Consider the following 15,622-nt stretch of genomic DNA (forward strand, 5'->3'; position numbering starts at 1 on the left):
AGAATTCATAAACACCCTACGATCAAGTTCCCGTATCTGCGGGAACTTCCGTTGTCCTTTCCTGTCTGAACTGGTTCGATGCGTACCTTCCTGCGTCTACCGCTGGCCATGATGATCGCCCTTGGCGCGATCACGGGCGTGCATGCGCAGAGCAAGGACACCCGCACCGTGCTGCCGGTATGGAACAAGGGCAGCGGCAAGGTCGAGGCCCTGCTGTACCTTGAGCCGACCGGTGAACAGGCGGCCGGGGCGCGCTGGCATTTCGGCCGCAACTCGCTGGATGCGGCCTTTGGCCTGTCCTCCGGCGATTCGCTGGGCCTGCTCTGCAGCAGCAGCGGGACCAGCATGAGCGGTCTGGCCAGTCACTGCATGCTGGCCAGCCTCGGCGACGAGGACGACCTCAACAGCCGGCGCTTCACCGGCACCGCCGCGTTGAACCGTGGCAGCAGCCGCCTCGGCATCACCGCCGGAACCGGCCGTGAAACCCTGCCGGCATGGCTGGCGGGCCCGAACAAGACCCCTTCGCTGCGCGCCGAGCAGAATGACCTGACCGTGTTCGCGCAGAAGAACATCGGCCGCGAAGGCTTCGTTTCCATCGCCGGCACCTACGCCAAGGCCCGCCTGGTACCGCTGGCCGACGCTTCGCCGGCCATCGCCGACCGCTGGGACAGCAAGAGCCTGAGCATCGGCGCCGGCTACGGCAATTTCACCGGCAGCATCATCGGCCGCGTCATCGACGTGCCGGGCAAGCCCGGCAAGTGGGAAGGCCTTGGCATCGGCCTGACCTGGCGCACGCCGTGGTCCGGCCAGCTCACCGTGGGCGCCGAGAACGTGATCAGCCGCGGCAAGAATCCGTTCTCGCCACGCAACGAAAGCAACGACGACGGCACCGTGCCGTACGTACGCTACGAGCAGGACCTCTAAAGGCCCTGGTCTCGTCGCAGCGGCAACGCTGCCGAACCCCCTCCTTTTCCATGGCGCCACCGCTACCAGCATAGCGCTGCGCGCAGCTTCCGCTCGTGCGCCAGGCATGCATCGCCTTCGCGCCCATGAAAAAAGCCACGCCCCTTTCGGGGCGTGGCCATGTCACACGTACGGACTACGCCGCGATCAGAAGCGCTGGGTGTACTTCATGTACAGGAAGCGACCGATGTCGAAGCCACCATAGTAGGAGACGTTCGCGCTCGGCTGGCTGTACATGGTCGGACCCACGCGGCCGAACACGTTGTTGGCACCCACGGCCACGGTCGCATTCCACGGTGCGTTCCAGCGCAGCTGGACATCGTTGAACACGGTCGCGCCACGCTGGTTGGTCGCGCTGCCCACCGCCACGCCCTGGTTGTTCGGCGAGGCGTAGTTCGGCAGGTTGCACTCTTCCGGGAACGTGGTGGCGCTCAGGCACGATTCCTTCATGCCCGAGAAGTAACGGACGGTCCAGCTGGCGCCGAAGTCACCCATTTCCCAACCCAGGTTCAGGTTCGAACGCACGCGGAAGGCGCCGCCCGCCCAGCCCACGCCGGTGCGGGGATTCGGGTGGGTGACCGGGTTCTTGGTGGTGACCAGGTCATCACGCGAGGTGTAGGTGCTGGTCCACTGCGCGCTGAAGTTGCCGAAACGATCGGTCGGCAGGCGGTAGCTGACATCCAGGTCGAAGCCTTCCACCTCGCGGTAGCCGGCGTTGATGCCGGTGCGCTTGAGGTTGTTGACGATGCCGGTCACCGGATCACGCGTGAACGCCGAGCAGCGTGCCGCGATGTCGTTGACGTAGCAGTCGTTGAGGATCAGGTTGGCCGTGTCCGAGATGATGGTGTTCTCGACGCGGATTTCCCACCAGTCCAGCGACATGTTGAAGTTCTGGATGAAACCCGGGCTCCAGACGAAGCCCAGGGTCTTGGACGTCGAGGTTTCCGGGGTCAGCTGGTCGTTGGAGCCGGAGACGAAGGCCAGCGGGGTCTGCGACGATGCAGCGGTGGTCGGGGTGAAGCCCTGCTGCTGCTGGCGGAAGGTGGCCGCACTTACGCCGGCCGGCAGTGCAGCGGCGCAACGGGCACGCACCGCAGCGTTGGTGCGCGCTGCACCGTAAACCGAATCGCACGGATCGGTGAAGAAGTCGAACGACTGCGAACCGCCGCTGTACAGGTCGGCGATGGTCGGGGCACGGAAGCCCTCCGCCCAGGTACCGCGGATGAGCAGCGAGTCGATCGGCTTCCACTTGAAGCCGAACTTGCTGTTCAGCGTGGTGCCGAAGGTGTCGTAGTCCGAATGACGGGTGGCCGCGTTGAGGCTCAGCTCGCGGGCGCCCGGCAGGTCGGCCAGGATCGGCACGTTGAACTCGGCATAGACTTCGTCAACCTTGTAGCCACCACCGGTCGGGAAGTTGGCCAGGCCGGAGGTGTTGCCCGACTGCACCAGCGCGTCCGGGCTGAAGCTGCCCGTTTCCTTGCGGTGTTCGATACCCACGGCGAAGCCCAGGTCACCGGCAGGCAGGGTGAACAGGCTGCCGGCCAGGTTGGCGGTGACGACCTTGGTGGTGGTCTCGGCGGTGGAGTGCGCGGACGGGAACAGCAGGTTCTGCAGGGCGGTATTGCCGGTCAATGCGCCGTTGGCACCATTGCTCTGGATGCCGGCATGCAGGAACGGGTTGTACGGCACGCACTGGTTCAGCCCGATCGGGTTGGCCACGGTACCGCACTGCGCCACGCCGCTGCTGTTGATGAACGACGGACCCACGGCCGCACGCAGCGCGGTCAGGTTGAGGTCGCCGGTGCTGGTCTGGACCAGCTTGTTGTTGTTGTACAGGTAGCCGACATCCCAGTCGAACAGGCGGTCGGAGAACTCGAAGCTGCCTTCCAGGCCGCCGCTGAAGCGGAAGGTGGTCAGCTCGGCGCGGGTGTTGCGCGGCACTTCCGAAGTACGACGCCACCAGTTGGCGATGTCAGCACCCAGCGGATTGAACACACTGCTGGCCGAAATCGGCGAACCGAAGGCCAGTGCGCCGTACGGATAGCCGGCGATCTGGCGGTTCGAATCGCGGAAGCTGTACAGCATGTTGGTGCGCAGGCGCACGTTGTCGGTCAGGTCGTAGATGCCATCGACGAACACCGCACGGCGTTCCTGCGGGGTACGCAGGTCGGTCTGCAGGTTGGTGTTGGTCTTGTCCTTGGTGGAGAAGCTGTTGACGTTCTGCGCGACGTAGTCGGCCTTGTTGCTCGCGTTGCCACCCTCACGCAGGATCACGCGCACTTCGCGGTTCGGGTTGCTCGCGCTGGCCGCCGGATAGGTGACGCCCGGCAGGCCATCGGCCGGACGGCTGACGAAACCGCCGAACTCACCGACGGTGGTCCAGCCGAAGTCCGGATGGTTGGCGCTGCGCGGGAAGGCGCCGTACGGACGATCCGCCGCGGCCACCTTGTCTTCCTTGGCGTACTCGGCACCGATGGTCAGCGAACCGCGCTCACCCTTCACGCCCATGGTGAAGTCCATGGTGCGGGTGGCACCGTCGCCTTCACTGTACTGGCCGTAGTAGACGCTGCCGGTAGCGCCTTCGAAGTTGGTACGGGTGATGATGTTGATGACGCCGGCGATGGCATCGGAACCGTAGATCGACGAAGCGCCGTCCTTCAGCACTTCGATGCGCTCGATGGCCGAGACCGGCACGGTCGAGATGTCCTGCAGGCCACCGGTGGTGATGCCCAGGCGCTTGCCGTTGAGCAGCACCAGGGTGCGGGTGGCGCCCAGGTCACGCAGGCTGATGTAGGTGCCGCCGACGGCTTCGCCCGAGGACAGCGGCTGGGCACGGCTGATCGGCGGCGTACCCACGGCGCTGATGTTCTGCAGGATGTCAGCGACCGACGAGAAGCCCTGCTTGTCGATGTCGGCGCGGCTGAGGGTCAGGACAGGCTGGGCGGTTTCGACGTCGACGGTACGGATGCGCGAACCGGTGACTTCGATGCGGTCCAGGTTGGTGGCGGTCTGGGCAGACGCCACACCGGTGCCGGCAACGGATGCGGCGCTGGCGGCCAGCGCAACGCACACAGCATCGCGCAGCTTGTTGCTGTTCAACTTCATGGGCTCTCTCTCCATGGATCTTGGGTTGTGTGCTGAGTCCAACCGACGTACCCCAAAAGGGAGGCACAAAAAACGGCTGGTGACCCGATAGTAGCCACACTTGATCTGGAATTAAAGAGTCGTTAAGAAAACGCCCAAATCGCGTGAAACCAGTCTCACTACGACATACGTTGGCGCATTGAGGTCGCCCTGCAAGGCGCATTCGGCACTTGCAGGGCGCCGTTTTCCCATTCAGCTGGGAATGAGCGTCTCGATCAGATGCTCGACATAGGCCTCGAAATCCTCGCGGGCCTGCTTGGGTTGCTGCAGCTGCAGCGAAAGCTGCAGGAAGCCAACGTAGGCTGCATAGGCCAGGCGTGCGCGATGCCGTGCATCGGTGGAGCTGAGCCCGGCCTGGCGGAACGAAGCAACCAGGTAGTCGAGCCGGCGCTGCGACACGCGGTCGATCACCGGGCGCACCATCGGGTGGTCCAGCGCCTTCAGCAGTTCGCTGTAGATGATGTGCGGCTGCACTTCGTGCGCCACCATCTGGAACAACTGGCGCAGGCGCACGCGCGGATCCGGCACATCCTCCAGGCTGCCGAACACCTGTTCCTGTTCGAACAGTTCCCAGCGTTCCAGCGCCGCCTGCAGCAGCGCATCACGCGACGGGAAGTGCCAGTAGAAACTGCCCTTGGTCACACCCAGGCGCCGCGCCAACGGTTCCACCGCGACGGCACCCACACCTTGTTCAGCAATCAGATCGAGAGCTGCCTGGGCCCAGTCTTCGGCACTCAGGCGGCTGTTGCGGCCGGCGCGCGGTTCGCCGGCGGAAGCGTCAGGTTGATTCATGGGCTGATTTAACCATACGCCGGGGTTCGTTGCAGTACGCGGTTGCGGCCGAAACCGTCGCGGCGCCCGCCCGGGCACCTGCCGCAGCGCACCATACCGTGCAGTATTGACTTCCCTCACAAGCGATCCATACTAGCAAGTATGGTTACGTCCCCTACTCCCGCTGCGTTCCATGATCTTCGCCTGGAGGCCGCCCATGGCGCGCGCCTGGCTGCGACTGCCAGCGACCATGGCCGCCGTGGCCGGGTGTTGTTCGCGCATGGCTTCGGCCAGACCCGGCATGCCTGGAACGCCACCGCGCGGGCCCTGTCTGCGGCGGGACTGCAGACATTGGCCTACGACGCTCGTGGCCACGGCGATTCGGACTGGAATGCCGCCGAACTGCCCTATCACGGCGAACAGTTCGCTGATGACCTCATCGTGCTGGCCGGGGAACAGCCGCGCCCGCCGGTGCTGGTTGCAGCCTCGATGGGCGGCCTGTTTGGCCTGCTGGCCGAATCGCGCTGGCCGGGCCTGTTCTCGGCGATGGTGCTGGTGGACATCACCCCGCGCTGGGATACCGCCGGCGTTGAACGCATCCTGGCCTTCATGACCGCCCATCCCGACGGCTTCGCCTCGCTCACCCAGGCCGCCGATGTGATCTCGGCCTACATGCCGCACCGTCCTCGCAAATCCGAGCAGTCGCTGCGCGCATTGCTGCGCGAGGACGGCCAGGGCCGCTGGCGCTGGCACTGGGACCCGCGCCTGGTGGCCGAACTGGCGCGCGACAGCGAGCAGCACCAGGATGCGCTGGCCGAGGCCGCACGCCAGGTGAAGTGCCCGCTGCTGCTGGTCAGCGGCGGCCGCAGCGACCTGGTCACGCCACAGACCGTGGCCGAATTCCTGGCGTTGGCGCCGCACGCGCGTCACGTACAGCTGCCGCAGGCCACGCACATGGTCGCCGGCGATGACAACGACGCCTTTACCGCTACTGTGTTGGACTATCTGGACGTGTTGCCCGCAGCGGATGCTGCGGCTTCGTCCGCCACAAACGAGCACGTCACCGGAGCACGCTCATGAGCATCGTTCTTCCCTTCCTCGCCCTGCTGCTGGCAGGCGCGTTCGTCGCCTACCACCGCATGCGGCTGGTTACCTGGACGCTGATCAGCGTGGCCCTGCTGGTCGCCTGCTGGTTCATCCCCTACGTCAACCAGACCGCCACGATCGTGGCTGCCGCCGTGTTGGCCGTCATCGCTGTGCCGCTGCTGCTGCCGTTCATCCGCAAGCCGCTGCTGACCGGCCCGATGATGAAGGTGTTCCGCAAGGTGCTGCCGCCGCTGTCGCAGACCGAACGCATCGCGCTGGAGACCGGCTCGGTCGGCTTCGAGGGCGAACTGTTCACCGGTGATCCGGACTGGAACATCCTGCTCAACTACCCGAAGCCGCAGCTGACCACCGAAGAACAGGCCTTCCTCGATGGCCCGGTCGAAGAGCTGTGCACGATGGTCAACGACTGGGAAATCACCCACGTCCACGCCGACCTGCCGCCGGAGCTGTGGGCCTTCATCAAGAAGAACAAGTTCTTCGGCATGATCATCCCGAAGGAATATGGCGGCCTGGGCTTCTCCGCGCTGGCCCACCACAAGGTGATCCAGAAGCTGGCCTCGGTGTCCTCGGTGGTCAGCTCCACCGTCGGCGTGCCGAACTCGCTGGGCCCGGGTGAACTGCTGGTGCACTACGGCACCCAGGAACAGAAGGACCAGTACCTGCCGCGCCTGGCCGATGGCCGCGAAGTGCCCTGCTTCGGCCTGACCGGCCCGTTCGCCGGCTCCGACGCCACCTCGATTCCCGACTACGGCATCGTCTGCAAGGGCGAGTGGAACGGCGAGCAGGTGCTCGGCGTCAAGCTGACCTTCGACAAGCGCTACATCACCCTGGCCCCGGTCGCTTCGCTGATCGGCCTGGCGTTCCGCATGTACGACCCGGACGGCCTGATCGGCGATACCCGCGACATCGGCATCACCCTGGGCCTGCTGCCGCGCGACACCGCCGGCGTTGAAATCGGCCGTCGCCACTTCCCGCTGAACTCGACGTTCCAGAACGGCCCGATCCGCGGCAAGGACGTGTTCATTCCGCTGACCCAGCTGATCGGTGGCGCTGCCATGGCCGGCAAGGGCTGGAACATGCTCAACGAGTGCCTGGCCGTGGGCCGCTCGATCACCCTGCCCTCCACCGCCAGCGGCGGTGCCAAGGCAGGTGCCGCCGTGACCGGCGCCTATGCACGCATCCGCAAGCAGTTCGGCCTGTCGGTCGGCCGCTTCGAGGGTGTGGAAGAAGCGCTGGCCCGCATCGGCGGCAAGGCGTACAAGATCAGCGCGCTGTCGCAGGCCACCGCGGCTGCGGTCGACCGTGGCGACGTGCCGTCGGTGCCGTCGGCGATCGCCAAGTACCACTGCACCAACATGAGCCGTGAAGTGATCTCGGACATGATGGACGTGATCGGCGGCAAGGGCATCATCCTGGGGCCGCGCAACTTCGCCGGCCGCAGCTGGCAGGCGGCACCGATCGCGATCACCGTGGAAGGCGCCAACATCATGACCCGCAGCCTGCTGATCTTCGGCCAGGGTGCGATCCTCTGCCACCCGTGGGTGCTGAAGGAAATGAAGGCGGCGCAGGATCCGGACACCCGTGCCGGCCTGCAGGAGTTCGACCGCAGCCTGTTCGGCCACATCCGCTTCGGCCTCTCCAATGCCGTGCGTTCGTTCTGGTTCGGCCTGACCGGCGCGCGCTTCGGTGCCGCCCCGGGCGATGCCTACACCCGCCGTTACTTCCGCAAGCTGGACCGTTACTCGGCCAACCTGGCGCTGATGGCCGACATCTCGATGATGACCCTCGGCGGCAAGCTGAAGTTCAAGGAATCGCTGTCCGGCCGCCTGGGCGACGTGCTGAGCCATGTCTACATGACCAGCGCCATGCTCAAGCGCTACCACGACGAGGGCGCACCGCAGGCCGACCAGCCGCTGCTGGCCTGGGCCTTCCATGACAGCGTGCACAAGATCGAGGAATCGCTGTCGGCCGCCCTGCGCAACTTCCCGATCCGTCCGATCGGCTGGCTGATGTGGGCGCTGATCTTCCCGCTCGGCCGTCGTGCCGAGGCCCCGGGTGATCGCCTGAGCCGCCGTGTTGCCGCCCTGCTGATGGCACCGAACGAAGCGCGCGATCGCCTCGCCAGTGGCGTGTTCCTGACCCCGTGCGAGAACAACCCGGGTGGCCGCATCAACAGCTACCTGAGCAAGGCGATCATGGCCGAGCCGGTGGAGCGCAAGTTCCTGAAGGCACTGAAGAGCAAGGGCATCGAGGCGCTGGACTTCAAGGCGCAGCTGGACGAGGCCGTGGCCGAAGGCGTGATCACCCAGGACGAGCGCAGCCTGCTGGAAGAGCTGCGCACGCTGACCCTGGACACGATCACCGTGGACGACTTCGACACCCACGAACTGCGCGCGGCCAGCTACTACGACCGCCAGCACAAGGACCCGCATTCGCAGGCGGCCTGATCGCCCGCGACACGCGTTGCCTTCGACGGCGGGCCTCGGCCCGCCGTCGCTCTATCCGACGACCGGAACACCGACCATGTCCACGCCCCTGCTCTCGCTCTACCACCGGCTGCAACGCTGGCCTGCCGGCACCTGGCTGTTCTCGCGCGCGGTCTGCTTCAAGGCGCCCTACTTCGCCAGCATCGCCCCGCGCATCACCCGCCTGGAGCACGGCCGCTGCGAAGGCACGCTGGCCGACCGCCGCAGGGTGCGCAACCACATCGGCACGGTGCACGCGATCGCGATGTGCAACCTGGCCGAACTGACCGCCGGGCTGATGGTCGACGCGTCACTGCCGAAGGGGATGCGCTGGATCCCGAAGGGCATGCAGGTGCAGTACCTGGCCAAGGCGCGCGGCACGCTGCAGGCGGTGGCGCTACCGGCGCAGCCGATCGTGGCGGCGGCACAGGGTTACGCGTTGCCGGTGACGGTGAGTGTGCGGGATCGTGCGGGGACGGAGGTGTTCAGCGCGGTCATCGACATGTGGATGTCGCCGGCGAAGTAGTGTGTTCCCGCGAACGGCGGAGCCCCTCGTGGGTGGGTCGCGAAATGCGGTTTATCGGCTGGGCCGGAGGGGTGGGGCCGGGCGGGGACGCCGCAAGTACGTCCGTGTAGGCTTAGCCGCGCCATCCATGGCGCGGATACCCCGCCCGGCCCCACCCCTCCGACCTCTGACAGATCTCTGTGGCGTCCACCCACGCAAGAGAAAAAAGAAGAGCAAGAGCAAAAGCAAAAGCAAAAGCGGCCCTTCGGCCGCTTTTTTCATGCGCGCAGAACCCACGAGCGCAGCGACCCGCTGTTGCCCTTGATCTTCCTTTTCCTTCTCCGTGGCCTGGCCGCACACGGAACCTGTCAGGGGCCGGGCGGGTTGGGTTCGCGGGGGTGTCCGCGGCATGGATGCCGCGGCCAAGCCCCCAAGGATGGGTTTACGGCGTCCCCTGCCCAGCCCATCCGCCCGGCCAAACCCACGACCCGCATTCCGCGACCAACCCACGAGGGGCTGCGCCGTTGGCTGGAAACTACGCCACCGCGCGAAGAACCAGCGCCAGGATCGCCGGCACCGCCTGGATCATGAAAATGCGTCGGCTCACGCTGTACGCGCCATAACACCCCGCCACCACCACGCACGCCAGCGAGAACGTCACCAGCGCCGGCTGGTCGATCACCAGCCCCACCACGATGCCCGCCGCCAGGAAGCCGTTGTACAGGCCCTGGTTGGCCGCCAGCACGCGCGTGGTCTCCGCCTTCTCCGGCGTGTTGCGGAACGTCTTCAGGCCCAGCGGACGGGTCCACAGGAACATCTCAAGCACCAGGAAATAGACGTGCAGCAGGGCGACCAGCAACGTCAGGGCGAGTGCGATCCAGTACATGGGCGGTTCCTTGGACAGGGATGGGGAATGGGGTCAGATCCCTTTCTCTGAGGGAAAGGGATCTGACCCCGGAAAATCAGCGGTCGCGCGGCAGTTTCTTTTCTTCGCGCAGCACGCCGAACGCGGCGGCGGTCATGCACGCGGCCACCAGCATGCCGCCGATGAACACCACATGCGAGCCGAACAGGGACAGGCCCTTGTGCACCCAGGCAAAGCTCAGGTCCGCACCGCGGTAGACCACGGTGTCGATGGCTGCGCCGGCCTTGTAGCGCCACTGCCGGTCCACGCGGGTGTAGATGGTTTCGCGGGCCGGCTTGGCCAGTGCGAACTCGCTGGCGCGGGTCATCACCTGCACCACCGCCACCAGCAGGGGCATCGGCGAAGCGGCCAGCACCGAGAAGCCGATCAGGATCGCGAAGCCGGGAATCAGCAGCGCCGGTGCGATCCCGTGGCGGGACAACAGCCAGCGGGTCAGGCCCAGCTGCATCAACAGCGCCAGCGCATTCACCGCCAGGTCGATTCGCGAGAAGAACGCGGTGCTCGCTGCCGGGTCGGTGAACGCCGCACGCACGATGGCAGCCTGCTGGTTGTAGAGCAACGTTCCCAAGCCCACGCCGAACACCACCATGATCGCCAGCCAGCGCAGCAGGGGCTCGCAAACGATCAGCTTGAGACCATCGAGCACACTGCCGCCCATCGGTTTTTCGCCCGACACCAGCTGCTGTTCCTGCTCACGAAGCACCGCCCAGTGCCTCAGCCTCCAGATGCTCAACAGGCAGATGGCAAGGAAACCGGCCGACACCAGCATCAGGTTGGCGATGCCCACACGCTGTACCAGCGCACTGGTGATGATCGGGCCGAGGAAGGCACCGATGGTGCCCGCCGCGCCGATGTATCCGTAGAAGGCCCGGGCCTGCACATTGGAGAACACGTCGGCCATGAAGCTCCAGAACACCGCCACCGCGAACAGATTGAAGACGGTGATCCAGAAGAAGAACGCCATGCCGCGGCCCGGCACGCCGCTGTCGAACATCACGTAGAAACCCAGCAGGGTGACGATGAAGAAGCCGTACACCGCCGGCAGGAACACCCGCCTCGGGAAGCGGCTGACCAGCCAGCCATAGACCGGCTGCAGCACCAGCATGATCACGAACACGCAGGAGAACAGGAACTGCAGCACGAAGTCTTTCAGCGCGATGCCGTGGCTCTCGAACCAGGCGATCAGCACGGGCGGGAACACTGTTTCCAGGTCGGCCGATGCCGCCATCGCCTCGCGCACCGGGCGCAGCACGTAGTAGCCGCTGAGCAGGCAGAAGAAGTACAGGAACGACCACCACAGCGCCGGTGACTCGCGCAGCGCCGCCGCCAGGCCCTGCAGCGGCCCTTTCCCCCGTACCGCACTCACGCGGTGTCCCTCGCCTGAAGACGGCGGTTGGACAGCGGCATGGCAGGCTCCGGGGGCGGGGAAGCGCGTACGTTATCCAATGCACTGCAACATCGCCAGCAGGTGACCGTTTGAAGGCTGCAACGCAGTGTCATGACCGGGCCCGGATGACACGTTCCGATACACGCTTCGGGGGCGTCAAAATTCCAACTTTTTCAACGAGATGCGCATTCATCTTCGCTTTGTTTGTGCACAGAGGAAAAGCGGCGCTAGAATCGCCATCAGCAGTCGCGCACGGGTCCAACCGATGAAAAAGAACAGCCTGCGTCGTCCGATCCGTTCGGCGGCCACCGGTTTGCTGGGCATGTTGATGCCCGTTGCCTTGTCCACCACCGCGCAGACCCCGCCACCGTTGCCGCCGATGCCGGCCAACATCGAGTCCGCTGCGGCCTCCGCCGTCGCCCACACCCAACCGGCGGCCTACCGCACCGGCCTGGTGCCGCAGGTGCAGGCGCCCGCCGCAGGCTTCAACGTCGCCAACATCGAATCGATGGCGCAGCAGCTCACCTATGGCGAGCGCGTGCCAGGCATGGCCGTGGCCATCGTGCAGGGCGGCCGCATCCTCAGCGCGCGCGGCTATGGCGTTACTGACGTCAACAATCCGCTGCCGGTCGATGCGCACACCGTGTTCCGCCTGGCATCGTTGTCCAAGGCCTTCGCCGGCACCATGGCCGGCCTGCTGGTCAACGACGGCACGCTGCGCTGGGACAGCAAGGTCACCGATTACGTGCCGGGCTTCCGCCTCAACTCGCCCGAAGCCACCGACCGCCTGACGGTGGCCGATGTGCTCAGCCACCGCGTCGGCCTGCCGTACAACGCCTACGACCGCGATATCGAAGGCAATGCCGAGTACTACTCGCTGACCCAGAAGCTGGCCAACACCAGCCTGAAGTGCCTGCCGGGCGACTGCTACGCCTACCAGAACGTGGCCTTCAGCCTGATCGGCGACGTTGTCTACGCCGCTTCCGGCAGCTTCTACGAGCAGTCGGTCGAGCGCCGCATCTTCAAGCCGCTGGGCATGAACGATGCCAGCCTCGGCCTGGCCGGCATCCAGGCCAGCTCGCGCTGGGCGCGTCCGCACGTGCGCAGCCGCAATGGCTGGGTGTCGCTGACGCCGAAACCGACCTACTACCGCGTCGCCCCGGCTGCCGGCGTCAATGCCAGCGCCAGCGACATGGCGCAGTGGCTGCTCGCCCACACCGGGCACCGCCCTGACGTGCTGCCGGCGCCGCTGCTGGCCACCCTGCACTCCAGCCTGATCAACACCCCCGGTGAGATGCGTTCGGGCTGGCGCCGCGAGCGCCTGCATTCGGCCGGCTACGCACTGGGCTGGCGCACCTTCGACTATGCCGGCCACGACGTGGTGTTCCATGCCGGCGCCGTGCAGGGCTACCGCGGCCTGGTGGCATTGGTGCCAGAACGCGATCTCGGCATCGCCATCATGTGGAATGGCGAAAGCGGCCTGCCCAGCGGCCTGCTGCCGACCGTGCTCGATTCCGCACTCGGCCTGCCGGCACAGCGCTGGCTGGATGTGGACACCGACTTCGGCAGCGACAACCTGATGGCCGAAGGCGCAAGCCCGGCGCAGCAGGACAAGCGCAAGGGCAAGGGTGCCTCGAGCAACCGCGCGGTGGCGTCGCCGCGCTGATCTGGCGGGCTCGACGGTAAGCATGAAGGGCGGCCCATGGGTCGCCCTTTTCGTTGTTTCTGTAGAGCCGAGCATGGGCTCGGCTCTACAGCTCCGCAGCGCTAGTGCGCGAAGTAGTGCATGCCACCGTCCACTGGAATCACCGCGCCGGTGATGTAGCCGGCCAGCGGCGAAGCCAGGAAGGCCACCAGCGGCGCCACCTCCTCCGGCTCGCCGAAGCGCCCGATCGGAATGTTGCGCGCAATGAATTCGTGTCGGCTTTCTTCGGTGGGATGCAGGCGGTCGAGGATCTGCGGGCTGTTGATCCGCCCCGGCGCGATTGCATTCACCGTGATGCCCTGCCCGGCCACTTCGGACGACAGGCCCTTGCTCCACAGATGCAGCGCCGCCTTCGCCGCCGTGGCCGCGTTCACCGCGCGCGGCTCCATCGAACCGCTGAAGTTGATCACCCGCCCCCATCCCTGCGCCTGCATCGCCGGCAGCAGTGCCTGGGTCAGCCGGCGTGCGGCAGAGAAGTTCAGGGCCAATGCCTCCTCCCAGATCGTATCGGCTCCATCAACGGTCGTTGGCCGCGAGCCGCCAGCTGCATTGACCAGGATGTCCACCCGCTGCAACGCCGCCAGTGCGGCGTCGGCGATGCGGCGCACGTCCCCAGCGTCGGTGACATCGCCCAGCAGGATGATCGGCGCGGGTGCGCCCGCCGCTTCGATCTCCGCCGCCAGCACCTGCAGCGGTGCCTGCCGCCGTGACGAGATGGCGACACGCACGCCCTGCGCGGCCAGTTGCCTGGCGACAGCGGCACCGATGCCACTGCCCGCCCCGGTGACCAGCGCGGTGCGTCCCTCAAGGTTCAAATCCATGGTGTTCTCCTGTCAGCGCGGCCGGTGGATCCGGCCCGTGCGGTGCATGCTGTTTGATCACCCCTGATTGATAAACTCCGCACAGGTTTCAGCATTCAACACCCGGAGTGTCAGATGAACCTGCTGGAAAGCATGCAGGTCTACGTGCTGATCGTGGACAAGGGCAGCCTCAGCGCTGCGGCGGCAGCACTGGACATCTCCGCGACGATGGCCGGCAAGCACCTGCGTGCATTGGAGGCGCGGCTCGGCATGCAGTTGCTCAGTCGTACCACCCGGCGCCAGCACATGACGCCGTTCGGCGAGGACTACTACGCCCGCTGCCGGGAGATCCTGCGGCTGGTGGAGGAAACCGATGCGCAGGCCCAGCACCAGCACCTGGCACCGGCAGGCACGCTGCGCATCAGCGCGCCGGTGATCTTCGGCACGCATGCACTGCTGCCGGCGTTGGCCGATTACATGGCGCACTACCCCGACGTGCGTGTCGACGCGGTGCTGACCGACCGCGTCGTCAATCTCGCCGAGGAGGGTTTCGAAGCGGCGCTGCGCATCGGTACGCTGGCTGACAGCAGCGCGCTGGTCGCGCGTGCGCTGACACCCTATCGATTGATGATGTGCGCCTCGCCCGGATACCTCGCCCGGCACGGTACGCCTTCCGACCTGCAGGCACTTTCCCGGCACCAATGCCTGTCCTTCGAACCCAGCGCACTGGCGCAGTGGCTGCAGGCCGATGCTGGCGGGCTCGACCATGTGCCCACAGGTCGCCTGCAGATCAACAACGGCGAAGCGCTGCGTACGGCGGCGCTGCATGGGCTGGGCATCGTGCTGCAATCGGCACTGCTGCTGGCTGCCGACGTCGACGCCGGGCGCCTGGTGCAGCTGTTCCCGGAGCATGGCCAGACCGGCCGGCCGATGCACGTGGTCTATGCCCACGACCGCTACCACTCGACCCGGCTGCGCAGCTTCATCGATTTCCTGGTGGAGCGCTTTCCACCGGCGCCGCACCGCTAGCGTCAACCATCAGAAAGGCAGTCGAGCATGGCTCGACGCTGCAAATGGCCCCATAAAAAAACCCCCTCCCCGCTGGGCAGCCAGGGAAGGGGGTTTCAGGATGCGGCTATCGGGAAGTACTTAGATCAGCGGCGCCGGGGTTGCCGGCAGAGCGACCGGAGCGGCCTTCTTCTTGCGGGCGGCCGGCTTGCGCTTGGCAACCTTCTTCGCTGCCTTCTTCGGGGCAGCCTTCTTGGTGGCCTTCTTCGCGGTCTTCTTTACTGCCTTCTTGGCAGTCTTCTTGACGGCCTTCTTGGCAGTCGCCTTCTTCGCGACCTTCTTGGCAGGCTTGCGGGCCGTTGCCTTCTTGGCAGTCTTCTTGGTGGCCTTCTTGGCTACCTTCTTGACGGCCTTCTTCGCGGTCTTCTTGACGGCCTTCTTGGCAGTGGACTTCTTGGCTACCTTCTTTGCCGCCTTCTTCACTGCCTTCTTCGCAGTGGTCTTCTTGGCGACCTTCTTCGCAGCCTTCTTCACTGCCTTCTTGGCGGTCGCCTTCTTCGCGACCTTCTTCACTGCCTTCTTGGCAGCGGCCTTCTTCGCGACCTTCTTCACCGCTTTCTTGGCGGCGGGCTTCTTCTTCGCAGCTTTCTTGGTTGCCATGGGATGGCTCCTCGTCAGTGATAGGGAGTTGAAACGCCCAGGTGGATCAAACCCGCGGATGCTGCGTGCGGGGACCGCCGGCGCGTCAGGCGCGCCGTTACGGATACGGCAATGCCCGCCTCGATCGGCGGAGCGGGCATCGGAACAGGAGGTGCCTTGCATTTCTCCGGGGGAAGCGGGGC

The 15,622-nt window shown here is 65.9% G+C and carries 12 protein-coding genes; 6 read left to right on the forward strand and 6 right to left on the reverse strand.

The features are described from left to right. Window positions 1–111: 111 nt before the first annotated feature. The gene (locus tag QP552_RS15815) at window positions 112–924 is read left to right on the forward strand and encodes a hypothetical protein (protein WP_024956328.1); all 813 of its coding nucleotides are present in this window, start codon (window positions 112–114) and stop codon (window positions 922–924) included. Window positions 925–1,110: 186 nt separating this feature from the next. Here QP552_RS15815 and QP552_RS15820 read toward each other — a convergent pair whose 3' ends face one another. Both QP552_RS15820 and QP552_RS15825 read right to left on the reverse strand, forming a co-directional pair. Further along, the gene (locus QP552_RS15820) at window positions 1,111–4,068 is read right to left on the reverse strand and encodes a TonB-dependent receptor (protein WP_286074031.1); all 2,958 of its coding nucleotides are present in this window, start codon (window positions 4,066–4,068) and stop codon (window positions 1,111–1,113) included. Between the two features lie 231 nt (window positions 4,069–4,299). Beyond that, window positions 4,300–4,899, reverse strand: coding sequence for a TetR/AcrR family transcriptional regulator (locus QP552_RS15825; RefSeq protein WP_005410690.1), 600 nt, complete (start codon window positions 4,897–4,899; stop codon window positions 4,300–4,302). Between the two features lie 141 nt (window positions 4,900–5,040). Here QP552_RS15825 and QP552_RS15830 point away from each other — a divergent pair, with 141 nt between their 5' ends. The 3 genes from QP552_RS15830 (at window position 5,041) to QP552_RS15840 (ending at window position 8,976) form a co-directional block, all read left to right on the forward strand. Further along, window positions 5,041–5,958 (forward strand): alpha/beta hydrolase, encoded by a 918-nt coding sequence (locus QP552_RS15830; RefSeq protein ID WP_049428119.1) that lies wholly within the window; start codon window positions 5,041–5,043, stop codon window positions 5,956–5,958. Then, window positions 5,955–8,432 (forward strand): acyl-CoA dehydrogenase, encoded by a 2,478-nt coding sequence (locus QP552_RS15835; RefSeq protein WP_111112534.1) that lies wholly within the window; start codon window positions 5,955–5,957, stop codon window positions 8,430–8,432. The genes QP552_RS15830 and QP552_RS15835 overlap by 4 nt, the downstream gene beginning before the upstream one ends. A 76-nt stretch (window positions 8,433–8,508) precedes the next feature. After that, window positions 8,509–8,976, forward strand: a complete 468-nt coding sequence (locus tag QP552_RS15840) for a hotdog fold domain-containing protein (RefSeq protein ID WP_197633382.1) — start codon at window positions 8,509–8,511, stop codon at window positions 8,974–8,976. Between the two features lie 514 nt (window positions 8,977–9,490). Here QP552_RS15840 and QP552_RS15845 read toward each other — a convergent pair. Next, complete coding sequence (locus QP552_RS15845) at window positions 9,491–9,841, reverse strand: DUF1304 domain-containing protein (RefSeq protein ID WP_111110833.1); 351 nt, start codon at window positions 9,839–9,841, stop codon at window positions 9,491–9,493. A gap of 76 nt (window positions 9,842–9,917) precedes the next feature. Beyond that, complete coding sequence (locus tag QP552_RS15850; RefSeq protein WP_286074032.1) at window positions 9,918–11,246, reverse strand: MFS transporter; 1,329 nt, start codon at window positions 11,244–11,246, stop codon at window positions 9,918–9,920. A 286-nt stretch (window positions 11,247–11,532) separates the two neighbouring features. Here QP552_RS15850 and QP552_RS15855 point away from each other — a divergent pair, with 286 nt between their 5' ends. Further along, window positions 11,533–12,933 carry a serine hydrolase domain-containing protein gene (locus QP552_RS15855; protein WP_111110837.1) on the forward strand — a complete coding sequence of 467 codons (1,401 nt, stop codon included), beginning with the start codon at window positions 11,533–11,535 and terminating at the stop codon, window positions 12,931–12,933. 101 nt (window positions 12,934–13,034) lie between these two features. On the opposite strand, the gene QP552_RS15860 is transcribed toward QP552_RS15855, so the two are convergent. Further along, window positions 13,035–13,793, reverse strand: coding sequence for an SDR family oxidoreductase (locus QP552_RS15860; protein WP_286074033.1), 759 nt, complete (start codon window positions 13,791–13,793; stop codon window positions 13,035–13,037). Window positions 13,794–13,907: 114 nt separating this feature from the next. Here QP552_RS15860 and QP552_RS15865 point away from each other — a divergent pair, with 114 nt between their 5' ends. Beyond that, window positions 13,908–14,801, forward strand: a complete 894-nt coding sequence (locus QP552_RS15865) for a LysR substrate-binding domain-containing protein (RefSeq protein WP_286074034.1) — start codon at window positions 13,908–13,910, stop codon at window positions 14,799–14,801. Window positions 14,802–14,921: 120 nt separating this feature from the next. On the opposite strand, the gene QP552_RS15870 is transcribed toward QP552_RS15865, so the two are convergent. Next, window positions 14,922–15,440 (reverse strand): hypothetical protein, encoded by a 519-nt coding sequence (locus tag QP552_RS15870; RefSeq protein ID WP_032130057.1) that lies wholly within the window; start codon window positions 15,438–15,440, stop codon window positions 14,922–14,924. Window positions 15,441–15,622: the final 182 nt, after the last annotated feature.

It is taken from the genome of Stenotrophomonas sp. 59 (assembly GCF_030291095.1).
GTDB classification, from domain to species: Bacteria; Pseudomonadota; Gammaproteobacteria; order Xanthomonadales; family Xanthomonadaceae; genus Stenotrophomonas; species Stenotrophomonas maltophilia_Q.